Annotated in this window: 16 protein-coding genes and 2 pseudogenes; 6 read left to right on the plus strand and 12 right to left on the minus strand. The window is 62.3% G+C overall.

Going from position 1 to position 26,580, the window contains the following annotated elements; all coding sequences use genetic code 11:
• On the minus strand, positions 1-1,827 hold a 1,827-nt coding region (locus tag ACIQ3Q_RS19305), incomplete at its 3' end, for a putative bifunctional diguanylate cyclase/phosphodiesterase (RefSeq protein ID WP_396270830.1).
• A gap of 198 nt (positions 1,828-2,025) precedes the next feature.
• Here ACIQ3Q_RS19305 and aroC point away from each other — a divergent pair.
• The gene (gene aroC / locus ACIQ3Q_RS19310) at positions 2,026-3,126 is read left to right on the plus strand and encodes a chorismate synthase (protein WP_396270831.1); all 1,101 of its coding nucleotides are present in this window, start codon (positions 2,026-2,028) and stop codon (positions 3,124-3,126) included.
• A 25-nt stretch (positions 3,127-3,151) separates the two neighbouring features.
• On the opposite strand, the gene ACIQ3Q_RS19315 is transcribed toward aroC, so the two are convergent.
• From ACIQ3Q_RS19315 to ACIQ3Q_RS19365, 11 genes and pseudogenes are all read right to left on the minus strand, one after another.
• Positions 3,152-4,240: a chemotaxis response regulator protein-glutamate methylesterase gene (locus ACIQ3Q_RS19315; RefSeq protein WP_396270832.1), complete on the minus strand. Its 1,089-nt coding sequence runs from the start codon at positions 4,238-4,240 to the stop codon at positions 3,152-3,154.
• A gap of 14 nt (positions 4,241-4,254) precedes the next feature.
• A complete protein-coding gene (locus tag ACIQ3Q_RS19320; protein ID WP_396270833.1) occupies positions 4,255-4,704 on the minus strand; it encodes a chemotaxis protein CheD in 450 nt (149 codons plus the stop codon).
• 52 nt (positions 4,705-4,756) lie between these two features.
• Positions 4,757-5,551 carry a CheR family methyltransferase gene (locus tag ACIQ3Q_RS19325; protein ID WP_396270834.1) on the minus strand — a complete coding sequence of 265 codons (795 nt, stop codon included), beginning with the start codon at positions 5,549-5,551 and terminating at the stop codon, positions 4,757-4,759.
• A 21-nt stretch (positions 5,552-5,572) separates the two neighbouring features.
• Positions 5,573-6,097, minus strand: coding sequence for a chemotaxis protein CheW (locus ACIQ3Q_RS19330; protein ID WP_396270835.1), 525 nt, complete (start codon positions 6,095-6,097; stop codon positions 5,573-5,575).
• 16 nt (positions 6,098-6,113) lie between these two features.
• Complete coding sequence (locus tag ACIQ3Q_RS19335; protein ID WP_396270836.1) at positions 6,114-8,327, minus strand: methyl-accepting chemotaxis protein; 2,214 nt, start codon at positions 8,325-8,327, stop codon at positions 6,114-6,116.
• Between the two features lie 35 nt (positions 8,328-8,362).
• Positions 8,363-10,537, minus strand: coding sequence for a methyl-accepting chemotaxis protein (locus ACIQ3Q_RS19340; protein ID WP_396270837.1), 2,175 nt, complete (start codon positions 10,535-10,537; stop codon positions 8,363-8,365).
• A gap of 26 nt (positions 10,538-10,563) precedes the next feature.
• Positions 10,564-12,831: a chemotaxis protein CheA gene (locus ACIQ3Q_RS19345; protein WP_396270838.1), complete on the minus strand. Its 2,268-nt coding sequence runs from the start codon at positions 12,829-12,831 to the stop codon at positions 10,564-10,566.
• Positions 12,828-13,121 (minus strand): annotated as a pseudogene (locus ACIQ3Q_RS19350) (STAS domain-containing protein); the annotation flags it as partial. The gene ACIQ3Q_RS19345 and the pseudogene ACIQ3Q_RS19350, both read right to left, overlap by 4 nt.
• A 16-nt stretch (positions 13,122-13,137) precedes the next feature.
• The gene (locus tag ACIQ3Q_RS19355) at positions 13,138-13,503 is read right to left on the minus strand and encodes a response regulator (protein ID WP_396270839.1); all 366 of its coding nucleotides are present in this window, start codon (positions 13,501-13,503) and stop codon (positions 13,138-13,140) included.
• A gap of 128 nt (positions 13,504-13,631) precedes the next feature.
• Entirely contained in the window at positions 13,632-14,828 is a 1,197-nt protein-coding gene (locus tag ACIQ3Q_RS19360) for a methyl-accepting chemotaxis protein (protein WP_396270840.1), read from the minus strand.
• A 282-nt stretch (positions 14,829-15,110) separates the two neighbouring features.
• Positions 15,111-17,645 carry a methyl-accepting chemotaxis protein gene (locus ACIQ3Q_RS19365; protein ID WP_396270841.1) on the minus strand — a complete coding sequence of 845 codons (2,535 nt, stop codon included), beginning with the start codon at positions 17,643-17,645 and terminating at the stop codon, positions 15,111-15,113.
• 212 nt (positions 17,646-17,857) lie between these two features.
• On the opposite strand from ACIQ3Q_RS19365, the gene ACIQ3Q_RS19370 reads away from it, so the two are divergent.
• The 5 genes and pseudogenes from ACIQ3Q_RS19370 to ACIQ3Q_RS19390 all read left to right on the plus strand — a co-directional run.
• Positions 17,858-19,924 carry a methyl-accepting chemotaxis protein gene (locus tag ACIQ3Q_RS19370; RefSeq protein ID WP_396270842.1) on the plus strand — a complete coding sequence of 689 codons (2,067 nt, stop codon included), beginning with the start codon at positions 17,858-17,860 and terminating at the stop codon, positions 19,922-19,924.
• Positions 19,925-19,941: 17 nt separating this feature from the next.
• Positions 19,942-22,446: a methyl-accepting chemotaxis protein gene (locus ACIQ3Q_RS19375; RefSeq protein ID WP_396270843.1), complete on the plus strand. Its 2,505-nt coding sequence runs from the start codon at positions 19,942-19,944 to the stop codon at positions 22,444-22,446.
• A 367-nt stretch (positions 22,447-22,813) separates the two neighbouring features.
• On the plus strand, positions 22,814-23,248 hold the full coding sequence (locus ACIQ3Q_RS19380) for a ribonuclease E inhibitor RraB (protein WP_396270844.1): 435 nt from the start codon (positions 22,814-22,816) through the stop codon (positions 23,246-23,248).
• Positions 23,249-23,280: 32 nt separating this feature from the next.
• Positions 23,281-26,205, plus strand: coding sequence for a YncE family protein (locus tag ACIQ3Q_RS19385; RefSeq protein WP_396270845.1), 2,925 nt, complete (start codon positions 23,281-23,283; stop codon positions 26,203-26,205).
• Between the two features lie 135 nt (positions 26,206-26,340).
• A pseudogene (locus ACIQ3Q_RS19390) lies at positions 26,341-26,460 on the plus strand (lycopene cyclase family protein); the annotation flags it as partial.
• Between the last annotated feature and the right edge of the window lie 120 nt (positions 26,461-26,580).

Below are 26,580 nucleotides of genomic sequence, written 5' to 3' on the forward strand. Positions count from 1 at the left end.
GAACTGAACCGCTGACAAATTGACGGCCATGACCAAAGGCGGCAAGCCTTGGTCCATCCAGGTCTTCATTTGCTGGGCAGCCGTGCGCATGACCCACTCGCCGATGGCCACGATTTGGCCGTTATGCTCGGCCAGCGGAATGAACTCTCCGGGTGAGACCATGCCCAGCTCGGGGTGGCGCCAACGAACCAAGGCCTCCAAACCCACCACGCGCCCCGTCAGCGTGTCGAGCTGCGGTTGATAGTGCAGCAGCAGCTCATCGCGCTCAATCGCGCGGCGCAAGTGGGCTTCGAGTTGCAGGTGGCGCACCGAGCGCGGCTGCATCCCTTCGGTGAAGAAGCAACTCGCGCCACGACCCTCCTGCTTGGCGCGATACATGGCGGTCTCAGCATTGCGGGCGATCAGCTCCACGCTGTCGCCGTCGTCCGGGTACATCGCAATCCCAATGGAAGCCGTCAAGCTCAGTTCGTGGCCGTCCATCAGGCACGGTTGCGCCAGCCGTTCTTGAAGCTTCATGGCCACTTGATGGGCTGCCTGAGCATGGGCGCCGGGCAAACAGATGGCGAACTCATCGCCGCCCAAGCGGGCCACGACATCCGCCTCGCGCAAGTCCTCGCGCAGCCGGTGGGCCATCTCCACCAAGACGGCATCGCCCATCCGGTGACCGAAGTTGTCGTTGATGTCGCGGAACTGATTCAAGTCCATGAACAGCACCGCCACCGGCTCGGCATCGCGGCCCATTTTCTCCATCGCGCGCTGCAAGCGTTGCTCAAACAGTCGGCGGTTGGGCAGGTCGGTCAGCGGGTCGTAGTGGGCTTGTCGATGCAGCTTTTGCTCGGCCTCTTTAGAGCGGGTGATGTCATTGATGATGCCAATCAGGTGAGTCGGCTGGCCATCTGCACTCATGCGGCGGGTCAAGGACACCCAAGCCGTAAAAACTTCCCCGTTGCGCCTGAGGCTGCGCAGCTCGCCTTGCCAATGCCCTTTGCGCTCCAGGGCGCTACGAATGCGACGGTGCACCTGAGGGCGCTCCAGGGCCTGGGTCAATAAGCCAGGGTACTGACCCTGAGCGTCCTCGGTGCTGTAACCCGTGATGTCGCTGAACGCCTGGTTGATCGACAGAATCTCGCCCTTGGCGTCGGTGATCATGATGCCTTCACGGGCTTGCTCAAACACCGTGGCGGCCAGCATCAGCTTGTCTTCAGTCTGGCGCCGCAACGTGACGTCGCGGCCCTCGATCAACACGCAGGGGCTGTTGGGCGCTGCGCCACCGGCCACCGCGCGCAAGTGGATCTCCACATGCCGCGGCTCTTGGCCTTCTGGGGCCAACCTCATTTCAATGCGGTTCGCCTGGCCTGCCCTGGCGCGCGCTAAAGCAGCCTGCAGGCTGTCCGCCTGCTCGGCGGTGGACAGTCCAGGCAGCGTCCAAATGGCCTGCGTTTGCGCCTGTGCCAGGTCGGTCGCGCGCAGCCACAGCAAGCCGGTGCGGTTCATGTGCAAAGCCACACCGGTGTCATCCACCCAGCCAAACATCTGGTTGCTCTGGTCCAGCATCGACGGGGCCGTGTGTGAAGAGGGCTCCGAGGTGCGCGCTTCGGTAGCCCCTTCGCTCGGTGGCTGCTGGCGGGACAGGTGAGAGGCACGGTAAGCCCCGGCACCGGCGGCTGCGGCGGCAGCCATGAGCGCCGCAACGGCCGTCCAAGACAGGCCTTCTGGGCCGGCCTGGGGCAGGGCGGCCAGGGCGGGGCTGCAGGCCAGCGGGCCGGCCAGCAAGAGGCCGAGGCCCGCAGGGCGAGCCCGGCGTGAGCGAATAAACAGGTCGTGCATCGTTGGCATCGTGGTGGTGCGCTGGCGCAACCTCCAAACACCGCGCCAGGACGGTTTGACTGTGACATATTCACACCGCCGCTCAAACCGTGAAATGAGGCCTGAAAGTCTTGGTAACTCATCGTCAGCACGGCAGGCCGATAGAATCGGAACCTTGTTTCATCCTGCTGGACGACTGCGTCCACAACCATCCCCATCATGTCTGGCAGCACTTTTGGCGAGTTGTTTCGCGTCACCAATTTTGGGGAGAGTCATGGGCCGGCCATTGGCTGTGTGATCGACGGCTGCCCGCCCAATGTGGAGCTGTCGGAGTCAGACATCCAGCCCGAGCTGGATCGACGCAGACCGGGGACTTCCCGGCACGTCACCCAGCGCAATGAGCCAGACTCGGTCGAGATCTTGTCGGGCGTCTACGAAGGCAAGACCACTGGCGCCCCCATCTGCTTGCTGATTCGCAACACCGATCAGCGCAGCAAGGACTACGGCAATATTGTCCAGACCTTTCGTCCAGGGCATGCCGACTACACCTACTGGCACAAGTACGGCATCCGTGACCCTCGGGGCGGTGGCCGCAGTTCGGCCCGCCTTACCGCGCCCATGGTGGCTGCGGGTGCCGTGGCCCGCAAGTGGCTGCGTGAGCGCCACGGCATCTCTATCCGTGGCTGTATGACAGCGCTAGGCTCGGTGGAAATTCCCATCGAGGACTGGAGTGAGGTGGATAACAACCCCTTCTTTGCCGCCACGGCCCAAGGCATAGACGCTTTGGAGGCCGCGATGGACGCCTTGCGCAAGTCTGGTGATTCCGTGGGTGCCCGTCTGCATGTTGAAGCCTCTGGGCTGCCGGTCGGTTGGGGTGCACCGCTGTTTGACAAACTCGACGCGGATATCGCCTACGCCATGATGGGCATCAATGCCGTGAAAGCTGTAGAGATCGGTGCAGGCTTTAACGCCGTTCAACAACGCGGCAGCGAGCACGGCGACGAGCTGACCTTAGAAGGTTTCATGTCCAACCATTCCGGCGGTGTCTTGGGCGGCATTTCTACCGGACAGGATCTGCGTGTGAATGTGGCCATCAAGCCGACCAGTTCAATACGCGTCCCCCGGCGCTCCATTGATTTGCATGGGCAGAGCGCCACGGTCGAGACGTTCGGCCGCCACGACCCCTGCGTAGGGATTCGGGCGACACCGATTGTGGAAGCCATGCTGGCCTTGGTCTTGATCGACCATGCCATGCTTCACAGGGCGCAGTGTGGGGATGTCGATGTCTTCACGCCTGCCATTCCGGCAGGCTTGAGCTGAACACTCGACCGGGGCGGTGTTGTCGTCAGCCTTTTTTGGCGGGCGTTCGCTGCGAGGCGGTATGCAGGATCCACTCGGCAATGTTGTTCAGCGGTAGCACGTGATCCACGCCGCCGAGGCGGATCGCTTCTTTGGGCATACCGAAGACCACACAACTTGCCTCGTCCTGCGCGGCGGTGACGGCGCCTGCTTCGTGCATTTCTTTGAGGCCGCGGGCACCGTCATCCCCCATGCCCGTCATGATCACGCCGATGGCGTTGCGACCTGCCTGAGCAGCGACGGATCGAAACAGCACATCCACTGAGGGGCGGTGATGATTGATCAAGGGGCCGTCCACCACTTCTGCGAGGTACTGCGCACCACTGCGGCGCATGCGCATGTGCTTGCCCCCCGGTGCAATCAGGGCCCTTCCAGGGATGAGGCGATCACCGTCCTTAGCCTCCATCACATCAATCTCACACAAAGAGTTCAAGCGTGACGCATAGGACGCGGTGAACTTCTCGGGCATGTGCTGCACGATCATGATGCCCGGCGTGTTGCGGGGCAGGGCGCGCAACACAACTTCAGTGGACTGCACGCCGCCGGTGGAGACGCCAATGACCACCACCCGATCGGTGGTCTCGGCCATGGCACCTTGGGCCGTGGGCGGCGCGATAAAGGGGCGCGGGGCCGGCTTGCCGCCCGCAGGGGCGGGTGCAGAGCGGGGCAGAGCCTTTAAGTTGGCCTTGGCTGCTGCCTTGACGGCATCGACCAAGCCATTTGAGCGCTCTCCCAAGAACTCTCTCAGGCCCAAGCGCGGCTTGGTGACAAAACTCACTGCGCCTGCGGCCAGTGCCTGCATGGTGGTTTCGCAACCCGCCTCGGTCAGGGTCGAGCACATGACCACAGGCGTGGGGCGCTCGGCCATCAGCTTACGCAAGAAGGTGATGCCGTCCATGCGGGGCATTTCAACGTCCAAGACGATCACGTCTGGCGCGGCACTGTCTAGCTTGGGCCACGCAAACACGGGATCCTGAGCGGTGGCCACAACGTCGATGCCGCCCGCCGTCAGCAAATCGGAGAGGTGCTTTCGCACCACTGCCGAGTCATCAATGATCATTGCCTTGATAGCCATCTTGTTCTCCTTCGTTAGGCGTGGCGGCTGCCACGCTTGACCTGTACTTCCCCGGTCTCCAGCTTGAGGGTCACGGTACGGGGCACATGGTCACCCACATCCACACCATCGAGTTGGAAGCCGTATTTGTCGATCAAGGTCCAGCCCATCTCGATGTTGCGCTCGCCGACATTGAGCTTGACGCCCGTTTGGTCCGGCATGGTGTCGGCGCCGCCATACAAATGCGCGATGTACTCAGACGGCTGAGTCCGGGCCCGCTTAAGGCTTTGGACCAACAGCTCAATCGCTTCTTCGCCGTAGCGTCCATCCATCTGGCCGGGTTGGGGGTCTCGGCGTTGTGGCAGCAAGAAATGGCACATGCCACCCCAGTGGCGCTCTGGGTGCCAAAGGGTGACGGCCACACACGAGCCCAGCAAGGTGCGCAGGCTGGCCACGCGGCTGCCAAAGTGCCACTGGCCCGGCATTAAAAACAGGCTCTGTCCCGGCGTGGCCGGGACCCAGCCGTGAATGCCGCTTTCAGCTTCTCTCGTAGACCGCTGTGCGGACGGCTTTGAGGCCGTGGTCGAGATGGCTGAGCGATTCGGCGTGACCGGTGAAGAGATAGCCATGGGGTTTCAAAAGCTGGATGACTCTTCGCACAATGGCTTCCTTGCTCGGTGGATCAAAGTAGATCAGCACGTTGCGCAGGAAGATGACATCAAATCGACCAAGGTCAGGGAGTTTCTCGGTCAGGTTCGCGCTGCTGAAGTGCACATTGGCCTTGAGCGCTTTGCTGATCAGCAGTTGCCCGTCGTGTTCCCCTTGGCCTCTCAAGCAGTAGCGCTTCAAGTACTCTTTAGGTACAAAGCGCGCGCGCTCCATGGTGTAGAGGCCGCGCTGCGCCGAGCTGACCATGGCCGTGGAGAGGTCTGTTCCGATGACCTCCCAGCCGTTGGCCCCCAGCTTCTCAGACAGCAGCATGGCTATGCTGTAGGCCTCCTCGCCAGACGAGCTGGCTGCACTCCACACTCGGAAGGGCTCCGATTTATTGTGCTGCGCCAGTTCCTGCGCCAGGAACTCAAAGTGCTGGGGTTCTCGGAAGAAGTAGGTTTCGTTGGTCGTCAGTTTGTCGACCACTCGCACGATCTCCATCGGGTCCTGCTCGTCCAAGAGCTGATGGACATAGGCATCCAGGCTGCGGACACCTTTGTCTTGGGCCAGCTTCTGCAGCCGACCCTCGACCAGCGGACGCTTGGCGGGGGTGAGACGTATGCCGGAAATGTCGTGGAAGAGGTCGACCACCGCATCGAATGAGGCCTGTGACAGGCTCATGCTGGGCTCCTTGTTTGCGGGTTAAGCATGGGCGGAATCGGTTGCGATGAGCCGCGCTAGCTCCTCATCGTCGAGGGAGCGCGGAAGATCAAGCACCAAGACCATGGTGCCGTGGGCGCGGGTGATGCCCGCGATGTAGTGCGGTGAGATGCGCGTGCCCAGGGCGGGGGGGTCTTCCATGTCAGCCGTAGAGGCCTCCAGTACCTCATGCACTGCATCCACCAACAAGCCCAGCACCTGACGCGGGCCGTCATGCTCGCCGCTGGGGGTGACTTCCACCACCACGATGCAGGTGCGACGCCCCGGAATGGTCGGGGGCAGGTTGTAGCGTGCGGCCAGGTCAATCACGGGCACGACGGCACCGCGCAGGTTCATCACGCCGCGCACAAAGCTGGGCATCATGGGCAAGGCCGTGGTAGGCCCTAACTCCAGGATTTCTCGCACCGAGTCAATCGGCACCGCAAAGACGGCGTCGGCCAACACAAAGCGCAAGAACTGCCGCATTTCTGCGGGCGCATCGACATCACGTTCTAGAGTAGCTTGCATGGTCGTTCAATCTCGTTCAGAACGGGGCAAAGGCGGCCTCATCCACATCGTGGCTGGAGGCATCGCGTGCCCGTTGGTTGGCAGTAGGCTGAGCGGTGTTGCGGCGGGCTGTGCTGGGCGTGTGGCTGCGCTGAGGGGCCGCGCCGTGACGCGACGGAACCGACAGGCCGTCGTCATCCACGGCCAAGCGGAAGAAGGCCATCAGCTCTTGCAATTGGGTGGCCTGCGCGGCCAGCTCTTCGGCCGTGGCAGAGAGCTCTTCAGAGGCAGAGGCATTCTGCTGAGTGGCGGTGTTGAGGTGGTCCATCGCCGAGGTGATTTGCGCCACACCGCCCGATTGCTCGGACGAAGCCGCAGCGATCTCCTGTACCAACTCAGAGGTCTTGTTGATAGAGGGCAGCATGCCACTGAGCAATGTGCCGGCCTTCTCAGCCAGTGTGACGGAAGAGCCCGCGAGTTGGCTGATCTCGAGCGCAGCCACTTGGCTGCGTTCGGCCAGTTTGCGCACCTCGGCGGCCACCACGGCAAATCCCTTGCCGTGTTCACCGGCCCGGGCCGCTTCAATGGCGGCATTCAAAGCCAACAGATTGGTCTGGTAGGCGATGTCATCGATGATGCCAATCTTGGTGGCGATGGACTTCATCGCGTCCACCGTGCTGCCCACTGCGCGGCCACCTTCTGCGGCTTCCCGTGCGGCTTGGCCGGCCATGCGGTCGGTGATGCCCGCGTTGTCTGCGTTCTGCTTCACCGAGGATGCCATCTGTTGCAGTGAGGCCGTGGTCTGCTCGACACTGGCAGCCTGTTCTGAGGCGGATTGGGACAGCGATTGCGAGGTCGAAGACACTTGCCCGGAGGCAGCACTCAATTGGTTGGCTGCCGCACGAACTTCGACAATGGTGCGGCTCACGGTCTCCACCAGGTCGTTGAAGACCCGACCCAGTGTGGCGAAGAAAGGCTCCTTGCCCTCGGTGGCCAAGCGCTGCGAGAAGTCGCCCTGAGAGGCGCCTTCGGCAATGCCAGACAACTCCCGCTCTGCCGCCAACTCGGCCGTGCGGTCTTTCCACTCGACCACCGTGCCCAGGCGCTGGCCTTTGGGATCGATGATGGGCGTGGCAATGAGTTGGAACGTTAGTCCGGAGACCTTGATCTCCACCTTATGCACCCCCGTCAGGCTGCCCAAGAGACTGCGCTGATGGGCGGGGTTGCGGTGGAAGCTGTCAAAGCTGGAGCCCACGATGCGCTTGACCTCGAAGCCTGGCATGGCTTTGCGCAGATCCGCTTCGTTGCGGCTCAGCATGTCTGTGACAGACTGATTCATGTAGATGATGGTCGAATCAGTGTCGGCAATCATCACATTGGTGGTGCAGGTATCCAGGGCCTGGCGAACGCGGTTGGATTCAGCAGCAAGGCGTTTGATGTCTGAAAATTCAAAGCCCAGCCGGATCTGAACCCGCTTGAGCGCCAACATCATTTCAGAGAGTTGATCCTTGCCCTCGGTCGTCACCACGCCATCAAAGCGCGCCTGGGCAAAGTTTTCGAAATGCCGTTTCGCTTCGCCCACAGTGTGGGTCAGACGGCGGGCCATCACCGCACCCGTTCCCAGCGTGGCCAAGGCACACAGGCCTGCCGCCGTCGCCCAAAGCGACGATTGCGCCCGGCCGGCCGCTGCACTCAAGGTGGCCGTGGCGATGCTCCCCAAGCCCAGAAGGGCGAACTTGGTGCCCAAGCCTTGGTGTGCCACGGCCATGGGAATGGCGACCAGCTTGGCCGCCGGACCATTGCTGACGGCGGAGCCTTCGCGGATGATCAGATGGCCTGCCTGCCCCTCCCGGATGCGCTTGTAGAGCGCTTCGGCCATTTCAACTTGCTCACGGGTCGGTGCAGTGCGAACCGACATATACCCCACGACCTGATCCCCTTCGGTCACCGGCGTCGCATTGGCGACCACCCAGTAGTGGTCTCCGTCTTTGCGCCGGTTCTTCACCATCCCAGTCCATGGGCGTCCAGCCTTCAGCGTGGTCCACATGTCGGCAAAGGCACTCTCCGGCATGTCAGGGTGACGCACCAGATTGTGTGGCTGCCCGATCAACTCAGACTCCACAAAGCCAGAGGCCTCAATGAAGTCTGGATTGACGTAGGTGATGCGCCCCTTCAGGTCTGTGCGCGACACAATGGCGGAGCCTTCTCTCAGCCTGTACTCGCGCTGGGTGACCGGTAGATTTGTTCTCATGGTGTGGGGCGTCTTGGGGGATCAGTGTGCGACGCTCAGAAGGGCGCGAAGGCGTCTTCGCTCACCGACTCATCGGCGGCAGTGGGCTGAGAGCGGTGAGCCCGAGACTTGTTGGCAGTTCGCGCTGCAGGCTTGCTTGTCGAGCGGGCACCGGCGCGGCGCGGTGCACCGTCATCGGCCACCTGGAAGAAGGCCATCAGCTCTTGCAACTGCGTGGCCTGCGCCGACAGTTCTTCCGCCGTGGCGGAGAGCTCTTCTGCGGCCGAGGCGTTTTGCTGCGTGGCGGTGTTCAGGTGGTCCATGGCCGAGGTGATCTGTGACACCCCGCTGGCCTGCTCGCTGGAGGCCGCCGAGATCTCTTGCACCAGGTCCGAGGTCTTGTTGATCGAGGGCACCATATTGCTCAGCAAGTTGCCGGCCTTCTCAGCCAAGCTCACCGAGGTGCTGGCCAGCTGACCAATCTCTTGCGCGGCCACCTGGCTGCGTTCCGCCAGCTTGCGGACTTCAGCCGCCACCACCGCAAAGCCCTTGCCGTGCTCGCCGGCACGGGCGGCTTCAATGGCGGCGTTCAAGGCCAGCAGATTGGTTTGGTAGGCGATGTCATCAATGATGGAGATCTTGGTGGCAATCGACTTCATGGCCTCGGCGGTGCGGGCCACAGCGTCGCCCCCTTCTTCGGCTTCCTTGGCGGCCTTGGAGGCCATGCTGTCGGTGACGGTAGCGTTCTCAGAGTTCTGCTTCACCGAAGAGGCCATTTCTTGCAGCGAGGCAGTGGTCTCTTCCAGGCTGGCGGCCTGTTCAGAGGCTGACTGCGACAGCGACTGCGAGGTCGACGACACCTGGGACGAGGCGGAGGTCAACTGGTCGGCGGCAGAGCGCACATCCACAATCGTCTTGCTGACGGTTTCCACCAGCTCATTGAACAGACGACCCAGGGTGGCAAAGAAGGGGTCTTTGCCCTCGGTGGAAAGGCGAGACGCGAAGTCACCTTCAGCAGCGCCCTTGACCATGTTGGAGAGTTCAGCCTCAGCCGCCACTTCACCGGTGCGGTCCTTCCACTCCACCACAGTGCCGATGCGCAGGCCTTGCTCATCAAAGATCGGGTTGGCGATCAGCGAGAAGTGCAGGCTAGCGACCTTGATCTGCACCTTGTGGGTGTTCTTCAGATTGGTCAGCAAGCCGCGCTGATGCGCTGGGTTGCGGTGGAAGTTGTCAAAGCTCTGGCCGACCACCTTGCGCACTTCAAAGCCGGGCAGGGCTTTGCGCAGCTCCATCTCGTTTTGGCTGAGCATGTCGGTGACCGACTGGTTCATGTAGACGATGTTCGAGTCTGCGTCGGCGATCATCACGTTCGTGGTGCACGAATCCAGCGCTTGCCTCACCCGGGAGTTCTCGGCGGCCACCACCGCAGCACTATCGGTGCGCTGCTTCAGCTGAGCTTGCATGACTTTCATGCTGGCCAACAAGGGCGAGAACTCATCATTGCGAGCGTCCTTGATGTCTGTGGTGAGGTCACCATCCCGCACCAAATCGGCCACGCGCTGGGCTTCGCCGACGCGGCGGCGCATGCCCGCTGCCGTCATCCAAGCCACAATCAGAATCGTGGCAGCGCACAGCGTCACCATGGCGGTGATCAACTGGGCCATCATGGCGGCCTTTTTGTCTACCTCTGCCATCTCATTGTCGAGTGCTTGAGAGACGTATTTCTTTTTCTCTGCCAAAGCAGTCAAGACCACGTTGCGGGCGGGAATGGTCTTGTCGACCAACATGTCGACGGCCGCATCTTTCTGTCCGGAGGTGATCAGGGCGACGTTCTGGCCTGCGACAGACCAAAAGCTTGTCAGCGTTGTTTTGATCGCCGCATAGTCTTCGCGCTCTCCGGCACTGACGGCTCGTTTCCCGATGCCCTCCACGACGGCGTCAATGTGCTTCTTCTTCTCGCCAATGTCGGCCAAAGTAGCCTGCAGCTCCTTGTCGTTGCGTGCCAGCATGGCATGCCGAACCTGCAGCGATGAGCGAGTGATATTGAGCTCAACGTCTGCAACGTCCTGCAGATAAGGTACGCGGTTGGACTTGACGTCGGCGCTCAGATTGCGCACCTCGTCCAGCCGCCCCCAAGAGAAAGCCGCCAGACCACCCATCAGGACAGCCAGCGACACGCCCACGACCTGGAGCTTGCGACCCATGCCAAAGTTAGATTTGATAGCCATGTTGACCTCGATACGATGAGAGTTGATCAGGCAGCGACCTTGTCGTCTGAGCCTATGCGTTGAGAGAAAGCACCTGAGCTAGGTGCCAAGCGTGCGTCTTGTCGGGTGGCGGCTTGAAGAACGCCTTGCATGTCCAAGACCAGGGCGACGGCGCCAGAGCCCAAAATGGTGCTACCAGCCAGCGCTTTGATGTGGCGGAAGATGCCTGCCAGGGGTTTGATCACCGTTTGGTGTTCCCCGAGCAAGCGATCCACCACCAAGCCGATGCGTACCGCCCCATCACGCACCACGATCAGGCTGCGGCGTCGTGCCAGGCCTGGCTCGACACCGTAGAAACGGGCCAGGTCCAGGTAGGGCAGCACCTCGCCGCGTAAGTCAAAGGTGCCGCAGGTCCGGGCCGGGTCGGCCAAGCACTCTTGGGGCACGTCAATACACTCGGACACCACCGACAGCGGCAGCACGTAATGCACATCGCCCACCATGGTGAGGAAGCCATCAATCATCGCCAGCGTCAGCGGCAGGCGGATCTGCATGGTCGCACCGCGCCCCGGCTGGCTGGCCACCCGGATGTGTCCGCGCAGCGACTCGATGTTGCGCTTCACCACATCCATGCCGACACCGCGTCCTGACACATTGGTGACGGCCTCTGCGGTCGAGAAGCCTGGCAAGAAGATGAGCTGATAGATCGCCTCATCGTCCAAGGCGGCATCATGCGGCACCAGGTTGCGCTCGATGGCCTTCTTCAAAATGCGATCGCGGTCCAAGCCCTTCCCATCGTCGCTGACCTCAATCACGATGGAGCCGGACTCATGGTATGCATTGAAGGCCAGCCGACCTTGCGCAGACTTGCCCACGGCAATCCGCTGCTCCGTCGGCTCGATGCCATGATCCAAGCTGTTGCGCACCAAGTGCATCAGCGGGTCGGCAATGGTCTCGACCATGGACTTGTCCAGCTCGGTATCGCCGCCCGTGATCACCAGCTCAATGTCTTTGCCCAGCTGTTTGCTCAAGTCGCGCACCACGCGGTGGAAGCGCGCGAAGGTGTCGCCAATCGGCACCATGCGCAAGCCCAACGCACCGTCACGGGCTTCTTCCACGATGTCGCTGATGCGCTGTGCAGCCTCCATGAAAGAGGGCGACTGTTCGGTATGAGCCACCAGCTGGGCACCCGAGCTGGCAATCACCAGCTCGCCGATCAGGTCGATCAGCCGGTCCAGCTTGTCGGCCCGCACGCGGATGAAGCGAGACTCTTCGCTCTTGCGCTCTTTGGGGGCCGCTTTCCCGCTCGGTGCTGCCGCCGTGATGGGGGCGGCCACTGCGCTGTCGGCCTTTGGAGCACTTGCTGTAGTCTCTGTGGCCACAGCGTCAGCGCTCTCGGCGGGCGACTCAAGCTCAGGCTCGGGCAGCAGGTCCATGTCGACGGCAGGCGCTGCCAGGCCCATGTCATCCCACAGTGCAGCCAGCGCTTCGCGGGCCTCAGGGGCCTCTGTGCGGCGCGTCAGCAGTGCCTGGCGGGTTGCCGCATCGGCATTGGGGGCGAGTACAACCACGTCGCAGTCGTCATGGCAGAAGTCAAAGACCTGCTCAATGGCCTGCTGCGATGCAGTGCTGTCGAAGGCCACCTCTACGCCCACATAGCAGTTCTCGGGGTCTATACCCTCCAGGGCGGGAATAGCTTCTTGAAGCAAGTGCATATGCTGCACCGTGCCTAAGGAATCCAGGTAGCGGATAAAGGCCAAGGGGTCCAGGCCATTGCGCAGTGCATCCAGCCCAAACCTCAGCGAGATGTGCCAGTACCCCGAGCCTTGCGGCAGCTCGGCGGGCGCTGGCGCAGCGGCTGCGGCGGCTGCAGCGGGTGAGGTAGCGGCGGCTGAAGCGGTGGAGGCAGTCCGACTCATGGCGGCGCGCAACTCGGCGCCCAGAGAGACGCTCACCGCAGCCACCTCGGGGTCGCTTTCGCCACTGCGGACTTCCTCCAGCAAGGCTTCCATTTGATCCCGGCTGCGCAGCAGCAAGGCCGTCAGGTGCTCATTGACGGCCAACTGTCCAGAGCGCAAGCATTCGAGCAGTGTTTCCGCCTCGTGGGTGAAGTGCACCACGGCGTCAAAACCAAACAATCCCGCAGTGCCCTTGATCGTGTGCGCCGCGCGAAACGCAGCGTTCAAGTTCTCAGCATCAGTAGGGTTCTCCTCCATGATCAAGAGCGCCTGTTCAAACTGGCGCAACATGTCGGAGGCTTCATCCAAGAAGCCGGCCCTGGCAATGGCCAGTATCTCTTCGTCGTCATGCATCATGAAGCGCGCTCCTGGTCTACACCGTCCAGCAGACTCATCAGGCCGTAGTTCTTCAGGGCTTGACGAACCGCGTCTGACGCGGCGGTGATCACACACTGACCGCCGCGCTGGGTGGCGGACTTCTGGGCTGCGATCAGCAACTGCACGCCGCTGCTGTCACAGGCCTCGATCGCGGACAGATCCAACTCGCAGTTAGATTCACTCGTGGGCCAAGCCGCGAGCCACTGCTCGCGCTGTTGCGCGGCATAGCCGATGCTCAGTTCTCCGTGCAGCGTGACGGTGCTCATGGCGTGGTGCTGCTCTGGCCTAGACGCACAGACGGTTCACCGCATCCACCAGCTGCGAGGGCTGGAAGGGCTTGGTGATCCAGGCTCTGGCGCCGGCGGCCTTGCCCTCCGCCTTCTTGGACTCCTGGGACTCGGTCGTCAGCATGATGACCGGCGTGAACTTGTAGGCGGTGGTGGTCTTGAGGTGGCGCAAAAAGGTCAGACCATCCATTTGCGGCATGTTCACGTCGCAAACAATCAGGTTGAGTTTTTGGCCATTGAGTTTGCCGACGGCATCTTTGCCATCGCAGGCCTCGACCACGGTATAGCCCGCCTTTTGAAGGGCCAGCTTAACCACGGTTCTGAAGCTGCCGGAATCGTCCACCACCATGATGGTCTTGCTCATTGCATCTCTCCTGAGAAAAAGTAATTCGTCCTTGAATCCATTGCGAAGGCGGTGCTCAGGGAGCACCTTGAGGGGCGCTTCATGGTGGTCCTGCCGGTGGGTGTTGCCAGGGTGTGCGGGCTCTCATGTCAGAAGAACTCCACGGAGGAAGACTTATTGACTTGAGCCGTCTCATGATGAGAGGAACGCAGGTCTTCCATGGTGTAGCTGGCTTCCAAGCGCTCGAGCCAACGCGGGATGGAGCTGGCGGCTTCGTCTTCGCCGCCCTCCAGCCAGTCTTGCAAGCGGGTCATGTCGTCGGTCACAGACACCAACATCTGGCTCATGCGGTCTTGCGACTGCAGGCTGACGAGAATCCGCTCCATTTCGGATTGCACCTGGGTGCCCGCTTCGCGCAAGGTGCGCTGCGCGCGCGACACGTCGGAGATGCTGGCCAGCAAGCCTCCCACCAGATGGCGGGCGTTTTGTTCCGACTGCAGCACCAACTCGTCATCCGAGGTGTTGAGGTGCGCGCCTTGTTGGCGGATCAAGCGCACTCGCTCCTGCATGTCGGCCAAGTGCTTGCCCAGGGCAGCGCCCGCTTGCCGGGACTGATTGGCGAGGTTGCGCACCTCCTGCGCGACCACCGCAAAGCCCGAAGCCGAGGCGCCAGCACCCGAAGCACGGGCAGCCTCGACCGAGGCATTCAAAGCCAGCAAGCGAGTCGCTCGGCTGATGGTTTGGATCTCTTTGCTGAGACGCAGCATTTCCTCAAGGCTGTTGGCCAGCTCGGTCACACCCGTCATCATGGTGTTCTTGACCAAAGCGATCTGGCGCGTGCTTTGCAGCAAACGCTCTACATCAGGGGCATGCCGCTGCATCAAGGTGTCCAGCGACTCGGAGTCCATCGAGAGGTCACTGCCACTGACGCTCAAGGCTTGGTCCAACTCTGCAGACACCGAGCCAAAGCTCTCCAACAAGGCCGTCATGCTTTGTTCAGCGTGCAGGCGTGCTGTGTCCACATTGCGCCGCCAGATGGGCACCACTTGGCGCGCCAGATTATTGGCCGGTGTGGCGGCCGCCGTGACTGGCGTGGTCGGGTCGGCCCTGAGAGACTCTGTCTCGGCGACACGCCGCTGCTCTAGAAAGCGCCACGCCAGACCTGCGCCCAAGCCGCCCACCACCAAGGCGGCGGCGGCGGTATAGCCATTGCCCAGCGAGTGAAGCGCGCTGCCTAGGGCAACGGCAAATGTCCCCAGTGCGCCAAACGTCACGACACGCACGCTGGTGAGGCGCGGAGTGGACTCAGTGTCAGCAGCCTTGGGGGCGGGTGAAAATTGAACCATTGACGGGTGCTCCGACTCGGGATTTCCTAGGTGGCACGGTGCCCGGACTCATGGCGCACAGCTCGGTTTGTGCGGGTCCCTGTGGAGTTTTCGGACATTCGGCGCAAGTGTGTAGCGCGGGCTTGCCCTACAGTCGTCCGATCAGGCCGCAAATCAAGGCGTTCTTTGCCTATTGGCGGGAGAGTGGGCGAAATGAGCGGCCCCAAAGAGATCGCCTTGGCACTCCAACGTGAGCACCAAGGCGGGGCTGATGTGCGGCGCTAAGAGTGATTGCGCGGGGGCTCAGAAGGGCGCGAAGGCGTCTTCGCTGACCGACTCATCGGCGGCAGTGGGCTGCGAGCGATGAGCCCGAGACTTGTTGGCAGCGCGCGCTGCAGGCTTGCCCCCCGATCGGGCACCGTCGCGGCGCGGTGCACCGTCATCGACCACCTGGAAGAAGGACATCAGCTCTTGCAACTGGGTAGCTTGGGCCGACAACTCCTCGGCCGTGGCCGAGAGCTGCTCGGCGGCGGAGGCGTTTTGCTGCGTGGCCGTGTTCAGGTGGTCCATGGCCGAGGTGATCTGAGACACACCGCTGGCCTGTTCGCTGGAGGCCGCCGAGATCTCTTGCACCAGGTCCGAGGTCTTGTTGATCGAGGGCACCATATTGCCCAGCAGGTTGCCCGCCTTCTCGGCCAAGCTCACCGAGGTGGTGGCCAGTTGACCAATCTCCTGGGCGGCCACCTGGCTGCGCTCTGCGAGCTTGCGCACTTCGGCGGCCACCACGGCAAAGCCCTTGCCATGCTCGCCCGCACGGGCGGCTTCAATGGCGGCGTTCAAGGCCAGCAGATTGGTTTGGTAGGCGATGTCATCAATGATGGAGATCTTGGTGGCAATCGACTTCATGGCCTCTGCGGTGCGGGCCACGGCGTCGCCACCTTCTTCGGCCTCTTTGGCGGCCTTGGACGCCATGCTGTCAGTGACAGTAGCGTTCTCAGAGTTCTGCTTCACCGAAGAGGCCATTTCTTGCAGCGAGGCGGTGGTCTCTTCCAGGCTGGCCGCTTGCTCAGAGGCCGATTGCGACAGCGACTGCGAGGTCGACGACACCTGCGCGGAGGCCGAAGTCAACTGATCAGCGGCAGAGCGTACATCCACAATCGTCTTGCTGACCGTGTCCATCAAGTCGTTGAACGAGCGACCCAGCGTGGCGAAGAAGGGCTCCTTGCCTTCGACGCTCAGGCGTGAGGCGAAGTCACCCTCGGTGGCACCCTTGACCATACCGGAGATCTCGGCCTCAGCGGCCACCTCAGCCGTGCGGTCCTTCCACTCCACCACAGTGCCGATGCGCAGGCCTTGCTCATCAAAGATCGGGTTGGCGATCAGCGAGAAGTGCAAGTTGGCAACTTTGATCTGAACCTTGTGGGTGTTCTTCAGATTGGTCAGCAAGCCGCGCTGATGCGCGGGGTTGCGGTGGAAATTGTCAAAGCTCTGGCCGACCACCTTGCGCACTTCAAAGCCGGGCAGGGCTTTGCGCAGCTCCATCTCGTTTTGGCTGAGCATGTCGGTGACCGACTGGTTCATGTAGACGATGTTCGAGTCCGCGTCGGCGATCATCACGTTCGTGGTGCAGGAGTCCAGCGCTTGCTTCACCCGGGCGTTCTCGGCGGCGGCAGCTCCCTCACGATCATTGCGCTCCTTGAGCATGAGCTGCATTTGGCCAAAGCGCTTGAGCAGCTGACTCGCTTCATCTGACCCCTGGTCGCTGATGGTGTGGCTGAGATCCCCTGAGGCCACGGCATCAGCGGCTGCGATGGCCATGTTCAACGGACGCGTCACTGAACGAATGATGGCCAGTGCAGTGGCCAAGAAGCCCAGGGCCAGCACAGCCAAGCCGGCGATGATCATCAGACGCTGACTGTTGAGGTTGGCAATGCGATCATGCAACTGCGACTCGACTGCCCCGACCGCGGTTTCCGTCAGCTTGAGCATGCTGTCGTTGCTGGCCGCACCAGCGCGCAAGAAGTCGTCGCTGGACAACTTGGGGGCGGGCTCCGAGAACTGCTGCGCTACCAGTGCGAGGAAATGGTCGGACTGCGCTAGAGCGGACTTCTGGGCCGCCTCCAGGGCCTGCTTCATGGCCTCGTCGGCGGCGGCCGCTTTGTCGAACTGTGCGAAAGCGCGGTCACGCTCCATCTGAACCGTGCGCAGCAAAGCCAGCATCTCGACCTTGTCAGCGGCGCTGGGGGCTTGCCCGGATGACAAAATATGGGCTCCACGCAGGCGAAGCAGTGCGGTGTCGTCGGCTGCGCGCGGCAGCAGACCACTGAAGGCCGTGATGGCGTAGTAGGTCTCAGGCTTGGGGTCCAGGATCAGGCCAGAGTCATCGGCTGCACCCTCCATCACAAGGTGGAGCTTGCCGAGCAACTCGCTGTAGCTTTCGGCGCTGGCTGGGGCGGAGTCGCCTTTGGCGGCGGTGCTGGCCGACAGCGCAGACCATACCGCACGTGTCTCGGCGATGGCGGCTGTGGTTTTGGTGTAGTCACGCTCCTTGGCTTGCGCTTCCAAGGTGGACAGGGCTGCGTTGGCTTTCTCAGCCTGGGCTCTTCGCTCCTCATCTGCATCACGCTGCCCCGCCAGGGCGCGATGGGCCTGGAAATGGCGCTGCAACAAGAAGGCTGTCCGCATGGGGTCTAAGCCCAGGTCCTCGGCCTCGGCGGTCACCTGTTGGCCGTGGTGCTCCTTCAGGATGTAAGCCGTCGGAATGGCGCAGGCGATTGCGCCCAGTGCGCCTAGCACACCGAATTTTTGCCAAAGCTTGATGCGTCTGAGCACGTTCATGAGGTCGACCAGTCCAGAGGGTTGAAATTCAGCCGTTCCGGGGGTTTTCGGACACGGCGCCGCAGTCTGTAGCGCCAACTGCGCAAACAGTCCTGAGATCAGGCCGGATTTCCAGGCGTTCTTCGCCCATCGCATCAAGAGGGGCGCCTCTACGATCTGCCCAGAGCCGTTCCTGCGTTGGGGCGGTGTGTCCAATTACCGAGAGCGACCTGATGTTCAGGATGTGGACCCAAAGAATCCTCGAGTACCTTCGCGGCAATGCCCGATTGGCGGCGCTTCGGCAAAGTCTGGATCGCGTGCGCTATCACGGTATCTGGACCCCTGGCGTTCGGCTGATGCAAGGCCTGCGCTTCAGGGGCAAGGCGCTGTTGGTGGTGGTCAGCTTGATCTTCCCTTTGGGCCTGATGCTCTATCACGACTGGCAGGTCCACCAACGCCAGGTCAGCGACATGGCCCGCGCTCAGGGCGGTTTGGCCTTGGTCATGGCCCTGCACAAAGCCCAAGATCTGGGACAGGATGTGGAGCGCGTGGCGTTCAAGCAGTCGGTACTGAATGACAACTCGGAGTCGATGAGCAAGGTGCTGGCCGAAGAGCAGCAGGTGTTCGAGGCGCTGAAAGCGCAGTTCGCGGCCCACGAGAGCTTGGGCAATGGGCTGAGCGCGCAGCTCGCCTTGTTGAACGAGCAGCGCGTTGCCACGCTGAAGCTGCTGGTGGACAGTGCCAAGCCTGGTGCCTTCAATCCGGCCGCCCACCGGGCCATGGCGGTCTATATGCAAAGACTGGAAGCCCTGCGCATGCGCATGCTGCGGCTGGCAGACTTCGAATCACTGGGCGATTCGCACCTGACCGCCTTGCTGCATGCGGGCCTGGAGACGCTGCCCTCTGTCATGCGTCATTTGCACCTGAGCATAGGGGCCTCGCTTCAGATCTACCAAAGCAAGGCCAAGCAAGTGAGCAGTGTGCATCGCTTGATGCAGCTCTCAGCCATGCTGGATCTGGAGACGGGGCAATTAGAGCGCGATGCCGAATGGGCGGTGGCTGCAGGCCATGTCAGTGCAGATCAAGTCCATACGCTCAACGACAGCTTGCGCAGTGTTCGCTCGATGATCAATGCGCTTGTGAAGGCCGGCATTCAAGTGGAGTCTGCTCAAGAGGTTCATCTCGCGGCGGGGGTGGATGCCGCAGGGTTCCGTACCAAGACAGAAGCAGCCATTGTCATGTCCGAGCGACTTTTGCACCAAGTCAGCGCGCAGACTGAAGCCCGGGTCTTGTTGTTGAAAGAAGAGCTGAGACGGGAGATTCAAATAGGCATGGGCGCGATCGCGCTGGGCTTGGGTTTGGCCATGTACCTCATGATCTGCATGAACAAGGTCGTGGGGGGAGGCTTGAAGGAGTTGTCTAGCCGGGTTGCCGCCGTGGCGGAGGGCGACCTCAGCGAGAGGCCTGAGGCCCGAGGCACCGACGAAGTTGGCGAGGCCATGACCTCCTTGGCCGCTTCTGTGCGGCGCATGAACACACTGTTTGAAGCCGTCACTCAAGGGGTGGCGGCCGTCTCTCACGCCTCCCGAGAGGTGGCTAACGGCAACGCTGGCCTGTCGGGTCGAACGGCCGACATCCGCCAGGCCATTGGGGATGTTGGCGAACGCGCGCGGGTCTTCATGGACGCCATGAACCGCTGCGACGTAGAGGTGGAGCGCATTGCCGAGCACATGCGCGATGTGCGTGTAGACGCCCGGCGCAGCCGGTTGGCCATGGGCGAGCTGCAAGACTGCATGAAGGGTTTGCGCCAAAACAGCCGCGATATCGCCCGGGTCATCACTTTGGTGGAGGTGGTGGCACACCAGACGCGGTTGCTGTCGCTGAACGCCTCTGTCGAGGCGGCGCGTGCCGGTGCCGCAGGCAAAGGCTTTGCCGTGGTGGCCGCAGAGGTACGCGATTTGGCCCGCCGCAGCGAAGATGCGGCCCGCAAGATCCACGACATCGTGAATGCGTCCATCAGCGAGATCGAGCAAGGTGCCATGCTGACCGACAGAGTGGACGAATCGGTGCGCCATACGGATGAACGCATCAGCGAGGTCAGCAGCATCGTGGGCGACATTGTCCGCTTGACGCGAACCGGACGCGACCAGTCTCAGGAGGTGGTCGGCATCACGCGCGATGTCGAAGGCTCTGCTGACGGCAATGCTCGCATGGTGGAGCAACTGGCCCATGCCTCAGCCGACCTGCGCAACCACGGCGACAACCTCAAGCGCTCCATCCAGCACTTTGTGTTCACCTAAGTCCTGCGGCCACAGTCATGCCCTTGTTCAACTCCATTCTTAGACGCGCCATTGAGCTGATGCGGGACAGGCCGCTGGCTCACAAAGTGGGCGCGCTGGTACTGGCGCTCGTCTTGCCGCTGTTGGTGCTGCTGACGCTGCAATGGCGGGAACACCAGCGAATGATCGACTTTACAGAGCAGGAGTTGCAAGGGCTGGAGGTGGTGCAGCAAGTGGCCGCTGTGGCTGCGCAGGTGGAGCAAGTTCGGGGTGCTGCAGCGGCCGCGAGCCAGAACCCGGAATCCAACCCCGCCTTGCTCAAGACTGAAGTGCAAGCGGAACTGCAGACCTTGAAGCAGAGTGCCAGCAAGCTGGAAGCCGTGGTGGCCAGTGGGCCGCTTGCTGACCTTTCACGCGATCTGACGCTGGCCCTGCAGCCGGTGATGCGTCTAACGCATGACCCGCAAGCCCAAGACCGCCGCCAGTTTGATGTCGTCCACAGCAGGGCAGCGGCCAGCCTCAGGGAGTTCAATCTGCGTGTGGCGGAGCGCTCTGGCTTGCTGTTTGACCCCGATGCACCGTCCTATTTCTTGATGGATTTGGTGGTCGAGCGCCTGCTATCGCTCCAAGAAGCTTCCGGGCGTTCACGCGCCGCGACGGTGAGTGTGCTGACGCGTGGCGACGCCAGCACTGCAGACCGCGAACGTGTCACGGCATTGAGCGCCGAGACCCGCGATAGCTTGCTGCATGTTCGGGGCCGTCTCGAAGCCCTGAAGCGCAGCGGCGGCGAGTTGCCCGGCCAATGGGCAGACAGCTATCGTCAGATCGATGATGCGGCACAGCTTGCCCGGGCGGCCATGGAGGCTGAAGCCATCGACGCAGACCCCAAGGAGGCCGCAGCCGCCGGCGGGCGAGCTTTGCACGCGGTCACCCTTTTGCAAGCCGAGTTGCTGCGCGAGCTGCGTGATGGGCTGCAGGTGCGCATTGACCAAGAACACCAGTCGCAACTCATTGCCACCTTGATGGTGGCCACGGCGCTTTTGTGGGCAGGCGGCATCTCTTGGCTGTTCTTCCGCAGTTTTGTCGGGTCCACCATGGCCTTGGTGCGAAACCTTGAGCAAGCAGCAGCGGGCAATCTGGCCATTCCTGTTCATATTCGGGGCAAGGACGAGGTGGCCCAGATGGGTGGCCTGGTGGAATTGCTGTGTCGAAACATGTCGGCCCTGGTGGCGGACATTCGGACCAGCGCCACCCGCTTGGGCGAAGCCGGCCAGACTGTCGCCTCCGAGGGGGTGTCTTTGGCTCACCGCACCGATGCCCAGGCCCACAGCCTGCGACAGTCGGTAGAGGTGATGGAGCACTTGGTCGGGCAAGTGGCCACCACTGCTGACGGTGTGAGTCAGATCAGCGAACTGACCGACACCCTTCACCAGCAGGCTAAAGACGGCAACATTGCGATGATGACCGCGGTCCAGTCCATGGACTGCTTGCAAGCCAGCGCTAAGCGGGTGGCAGAGATCAACGGCGTCATTGATGACATCGCGTTCCAAACCAATCTGGTGGCTTTGAACGCCTCGGTGGAAGCTGCCAAAGCAGGGGAGAGCGGGCGGGGCTTCTCGGTGGTGGCCGCCGAGATCCGCCAGTTGGCTCAGCGCTGCGTGGCCGCTGCGGCCGAGGTGCGCGACTTGATTGACACTACCAACAATCAGGTGGAGTCCACGTCACAGCAGATTCAAACGGTCGGCGCATCGCTGATCGGCTTACAGACCGGTGTGCAGCAAGTGCTGGAGCGCTTGCATAGCGTGACCAATGCGAGCACCGAACAGAGCGCCGGCTTAGAGCAAGTGTCTGCGGAGATACTGTCGCTGCAGGGGCTGACCCAAGAAGGCGCTGCAGCGGTGGAGCGCTGTGAGCTGGCAGCTGCGTCCCTCCTGGATCAAGCTGCCAGTTTGAGTCGCTCTGTCAAGCCGGTGAAGCTGCGTGAGGGCAGTGCCGACGAAGCTAAGGCTATGGTTCTGCATGCCAAAGAGTTGGTGTCTGCCGTTGGATGGGAAAACGCGGCTGGAGAATTCAATGAGGTCAACGGCCCATGGCATGACCGTGGCATGTACGTTTTTGCTTGGGATGATGAAGGCGTTTGCTTGGCCTATGGCGTCAAACCCCAATGGGTGGGCCGCAACATCTACGAGTTCCCGAATGGCTCGGTGGAAATGGTGGAAGACTTCTTGCAAAAGGCCTTTGCCATCTTGAACCAGCCCGAGCAGGAAGGATGGATTGACTATCGACAACTCGATGCCAACACCATGCTACCTGTGGCCAAAACTGCCTATATCGTCGGGCTGGCTGGTGGTGGATTCATGGGTTGCTCGGTCGTTCGCAATAGGGCCGAAGACGCGGAGGACGCGCCCTGCATGGGGCTGACTGAGCCCATGACCCCTGCACAGGCCGAAGCCTTCTGTGCAAGCTGCGACCAAGCTGAGAGTTGCGCGGGGGCGCCGGGCGAGGCGCGACAGGCCGAACGCCGAGCGACTGAAGTGGCTTGATTCAGAGCTGAGCGAATGGCCTTGCAGGTCGCCTGAGGCCGCTTGGCGCCGCAATAAGTCACGGCTAGGGGCCTCCCCGGGCTTGCAAATTTACACAAATTGATACACTTGCGCCCTGCAGGTGCCGCTCCGGCGCCCGGGGTGTGACGTGGGCAAAAGCGTAGATCGGTATTCTCTGGCCTGGGCCGGCTTAGGCGCGTTGGGATTGGCCGCCACCGCGGCTTGGTGGGTGTTGTCCGCGCCCGCTGCCGGCGGCAGCCTGAGCACAGTGGCTGGAGCGCCGCCCATGGCAACAGCGGCCTCGTCTAGTGGCCTGTGGCATCCCCCGCCAGAGGCCGTCCCAACGGCCCAGAATGTCCCGGCCGCTATGGACCCAACCGCAGCTTTCGCTGCAACAGGCAGCCCAGCACCGCCCCAAGCGCCCGCTCAAGACGATGTGCTCAGCCACGGCTTTGTATCGGCCTCGCTGCAGGCGCTCTCGGCGCATGGTTTACATCTGAATCAGCCGCAAGTGTCTTTGCACACGGTGCAAACCATCGATCTACCCGCCGCCAAGGCGCTGGGCCGCTGGGCCCAAACGCAAGGGTTTGCTGTGCGCGCGCCCATCAAAGTGTTGGAGCACGGTGGTGAGGTGAACTGGGTCTTGCCCATTGAACGCCACGCCGTGCTCGATGTGGCGCAGATCTTGGCCGATGGTCAGCAGATTCGCGCCCGTGCCCAGCAAACCCCGGGTGCGCGCTATCACACTTGGCAGGTGCCGGTGGGTGGCCGCTCTACGCTGGCTGGTGCAGCACAGTCTTGAACGCCAGCTCATTCTTTAAGAACGATAAAACCATGCACAAGTCACGCCCCCCTCGTCTTCTAGGCTGGCCCCAAGCGCTGGGTCTGGCCGCAGTGGCCATTGCTGCCGTGGTCTGGCCCTTTGCCAGCCAGTCGGACACCCGCCCCACCGAGGGCACGGTCAACCTCGAGACCGCTCATGTCCACCCCTTGGATGTGGCGACTGATAACAAGCGATTGCTGGTGGCCAACACCGCCGCCCACACGGTGGAGGTCTACGACACCACCGATCCTCGCAACCCGCGGTATTTGGCGGCCATTCCGGTGGGCTTGGAGCCGGTGTCGGTGCGGCTGCGCGGCACGGGTGAGGCCTGGGTGGTGAACCAGTTGTCAGACAGCATCAGCATCATCGATGTCTATGGCTTGTCTGTGGTGCGCACCCTGAAGACCAGCAACGAGCCCGCTGATGTGGTGTTTGCAGGCAACCGCGCTTTTGTCTCGTGTGCCGACGCCAATGTGGTGGAGGTGTTTGACCTCAGCAATTTGGCCGCGGCCCCGCAGCGCGTGGCGATTGCCGGGGAGGAGCCCCGGGCCATGGCCGTGAGCCCGGACGGCACCAAGGTCTATGCCGCGATCTTTGAATCGGGCAATGGCACCACAGTGCTGAATGGCCGCAATGGCGACAGCATCAACGCGGTGTCGCGCACAGAAGGGCCCTACAAAGGCCAGAACCCACCCCCCAATGCGGGCAATGCCTTCAACCCGCCGCTGGCCAACCCCGCCAATGCGGTGCCGGTGAGTCTGATTGTGCGTAAGTCGGCCACCGGCAACTGGCTAGACGACAACCAGCGCGATTGGTCCAGCTTTGTCAGCGGTGGCTTGGCCAGCGCGAGCGGCCGTGTGGCCGGCTGGAACTTGGCGGACAACGATGTGGCGGTGATCGACACCAGCTCGCTGGCGGTGAGCTACCAGCAGCGGCTGATGAACATCAACATGGCCATGTCCATCCACCCGCCCAGTGGCATGGTGACGGTGGTGGGCACCGACGCGTTCAATGAAGTGCGTTATGAGCCCAACCTGCGCAGCCGCTTCATCAAGGTCATGGTCACCGGTTTCTACCCGGGCGGCACGCCGGTGTTCGCCGACCTGAACCCGCACCTCGATTACCGCAGTGCAAGCGTGGCCCCGGCGCTCAAGGCTCAGTCGATTGGCGACCCGCGCGGCATGGCCTGGCGCCAAGACGGCAGCCAAGCCTTCATCACCGGCATGGGCTCCAACAATGTGGTGGTCATGGACAGCGCCGGCAACCGCGTGGGCCACATTCCAGTGGGGCAGGGGCCGACGGGCATTGCGCTCAATGACGCGGCCAGTGTGGGCTATGTGGTCAACAAGTTCAGTGGCTCAGTGTCGGTGCTGGACCTCAATGCCCGCCAAGTCATCAAGACCGTGGCTTACCACGACCCCACGCCGGCGGTCATCAAGGCGGGGCGACCGTTCTTGTACGACACCATGCTGGGCTCGGGCACGGGGCACACGTCTTGCGCCTCTTGCCATGTGGACGGCAAGACCGACCGCTTGGCCTGGGACTTGGGTGACCCGCGCGGCAGCTTCACGGCCGTGCGAGATGCCGACAACTTCACCGGCGCTTACAGCGGCAAGATGGTCAACGTCACGCCCATGAAGGGCCCGATGCTGACCCAAACCCTGCAAGACATCGGCCGCCATGGCAACTTGCATTGGCGTGGCGACAAGACGGATCTGGCCTCGTTCTCCAGCACCTTTGTCAACCTGCAGGGCCTGGACACCGCACCTAGCGCGGCGGATATGGCCAAGTTCAAAGCTTTCTTGGACACGCTGCACCTGCCGCCCAACCCCTATCGCGCGCTCAACAACACGCGACCCAGCACGGTGACCCTGCCTGCGGCTGACGGCCGCACCGTCACGAGTGCCTCGATGAACGCACTGCGCGGCACCAACAGCCGCAACAACAACTGCCTGCAATGCCATTTGCGCGCAGGCTCACGCAACGATGCCGCCAACTTGGAGTTGGGGCAATCCTTTGTGGCGCCTTCTCTGGCGGGCTTTTACAAGCGCTTGGGCTATCTGCCCAAAAACGCCAGCGGCTCCTTGGCCGGTGCGGGCTTCTTCCACGACGGGTCTGATTCTGTGGATCGCGCTGCCCGCACCAACACGGCGGAAGCCCAGAGCGACATGCTGGCTGAATTGATGAGCCTGGAAGGCCCGGAAGGCCCGCTGGTCGGTGCTGAGAAGCGGCAAGACATGCACGCGGGTGTTGGCCGCCAGGTCACGCTCTTGGGCAGCTTGCCCATGGCCGACAGCGCCTTGTTGGATCAGATGGTCAGCATCGCCAAGGGAAATGCCCATGTGGCCCTGATGGCCAAAGCCACGGTCGGCAGCGCCTCGCGCGGTGCTGTCATGCGTGCTGATGGCAGCTTCCAGGCGGATCGTTTGAACGAAGTGATCTCTTTGCAAGGGCTGAAGGACTATGCCGCGGGCGGTTTGCCTGTCACCTTCACCTTAGTGGCCAAGGGTACGGACTACCGCTTGGCCTTAGACCGCGACTACGACGGGATTCTGGACACCGAAGAGGTGGATCGTGGCTTGAGCCCTGCTGATCCCAACACCCCTGTCACGCGCACTGTGTGCGGTGCTGAAGGCAGCCAATGCGTGGTCAATGGCAAGGCGGTGGTGCGCTTTGGACAAGGCACGCGGTGGCAATATGCGGTGCAGGAGGGCACTGTGGCTTGCACGGTGCTGAACTTTGGCGACCCTGGCGGTACTGCGGGCAGCCGCGCTTGCGAGATCGTGGCTCCCCAAATTGCTGCGAACCAGCAGAAAAGCTCGCTGAATCGCTTGGCTCAAAGCCCGCCCTCCCTTGTGCGCCGCACAGCGGCCACCCGGCCATGGTGGGAGCTACATCGGCAGGCCCACGCGGGCGCGACGCCCAAGCTGTATTGACGCCAAGCGCGCTGCGGGTGGCTGCGGCCCCACGGGTAATCACCGGGGGCGCTGCCCGCAGATTGATGGAATTCGGATAGTCAGCCCCCCCGCAGATTTCTAGACTCGGCCTGTTGAAACACTCGAGGCCGAGTCATGAAGTCTGAATTTGATTACATCGTCGTGGGTGGTGGGTCCGCCGGTTGCGTGGTCGCTTCGCGCCTGAGCGAAGACGCCAACGTCAGCGTCTGTCTGCTTGAAGTGGGTGGGCCCGATAAGGGGTTGTAAGCTCAAACCCGATATTATTCCGACGACCATGATGTAACCGACTTTCGGTCTTTCGCAGCGAATGCCGCTCCGAGCTGCCGGGCCCGCTTTTCCAGGTCGGTGTGCAGG

The sequence above is a fragment of the Ideonella sp. genome (assembly GCF_044358605.1).
GTDB lineage: Bacteria > Pseudomonadota > Gammaproteobacteria > Burkholderiales > Burkholderiaceae_C > Ideonella.

Excerpts from the sequence above, each read along its gene's own strand:
- ACIQ3Q_RS19315 (WP_396270832.1), bottom strand. The coding sequence starts at position 4,240 with ATGGCTATCAAGGCAATGATCATTGATGACTCGGCAGTGGTGCGAAAG.
- ACIQ3Q_RS19320 (WP_396270833.1), bottom strand. The coding sequence starts at position 4,704 with ATGCCGGGCCAGTGGCACTTTGGCAGCCGCGTGGCCAGCCTGCGCACC.
- ACIQ3Q_RS19370 (WP_396270842.1), top strand. The coding sequence starts at position 17,858 with ATGTTCAGGATGTGGACCCAAAGAATCCTCGAGTACCTTCGCGGCAAT.
- ACIQ3Q_RS19345 (WP_396270838.1), bottom strand. The coding sequence starts at position 12,831 with ATGATGCATGACGACGAAGAGATACTGGCCATTGCCAGGGCCGGCTTC.
- ACIQ3Q_RS19340 (WP_396270837.1), bottom strand. The coding sequence starts at position 10,537 with ATGGCTATCAAATCTAACTTTGGCATGGGTCGCAAGCTCCAGGTCGTG.
- ACIQ3Q_RS19335 (WP_396270836.1), bottom strand. The coding sequence starts at position 8,327 with ATGAGAACAAATCTACCGGTCACCCAGCGCGAGTACAGGCTGAGAGAA.
- ACIQ3Q_RS19365 (WP_396270841.1), bottom strand. The coding sequence starts at position 17,645 with ATGAACGTGCTCAGACGCATCAAGCTTTGGCAAAAATTCGGTGTGCTA.
- ACIQ3Q_RS19375 (WP_396270843.1), top strand. The coding sequence starts at position 19,942 with ATGCCCTTGTTCAACTCCATTCTTAGACGCGCCATTGAGCTGATGCGG.
- ACIQ3Q_RS19355 (WP_396270839.1), bottom strand. The coding sequence starts at position 13,503 with ATGAGCAAGACCATCATGGTGGTGGACGATTCCGGCAGCTTCAGAACC.
- aroC (WP_396270831.1), top strand. The coding sequence starts at position 2,026 with ATGTCTGGCAGCACTTTTGGCGAGTTGTTTCGCGTCACCAATTTTGGG.
- ACIQ3Q_RS19380 (WP_396270844.1), top strand. The coding sequence starts at position 22,814 with ATGGACCCAACCGCAGCTTTCGCTGCAACAGGCAGCCCAGCACCGCCC.
- ACIQ3Q_RS19325 (WP_396270834.1), bottom strand. The coding sequence starts at position 5,551 with ATGAGCCTGTCACAGGCCTCATTCGATGCGGTGGTCGACCTCTTCCAC.
- ACIQ3Q_RS19330 (WP_396270835.1), bottom strand. The coding sequence starts at position 6,097 with ATGCAAGCTACTCTAGAACGTGATGTCGATGCGCCCGCAGAAATGCGG.
- ACIQ3Q_RS19360 (WP_396270840.1), bottom strand. The coding sequence starts at position 14,828 with ATGGTTCAATTTTCACCCGCCCCCAAGGCTGCTGACACTGAGTCCACT.
- ACIQ3Q_RS19385 (WP_396270845.1), top strand. The coding sequence starts at position 23,281 with ATGCACAAGTCACGCCCCCCTCGTCTTCTAGGCTGGCCCCAAGCGCTG.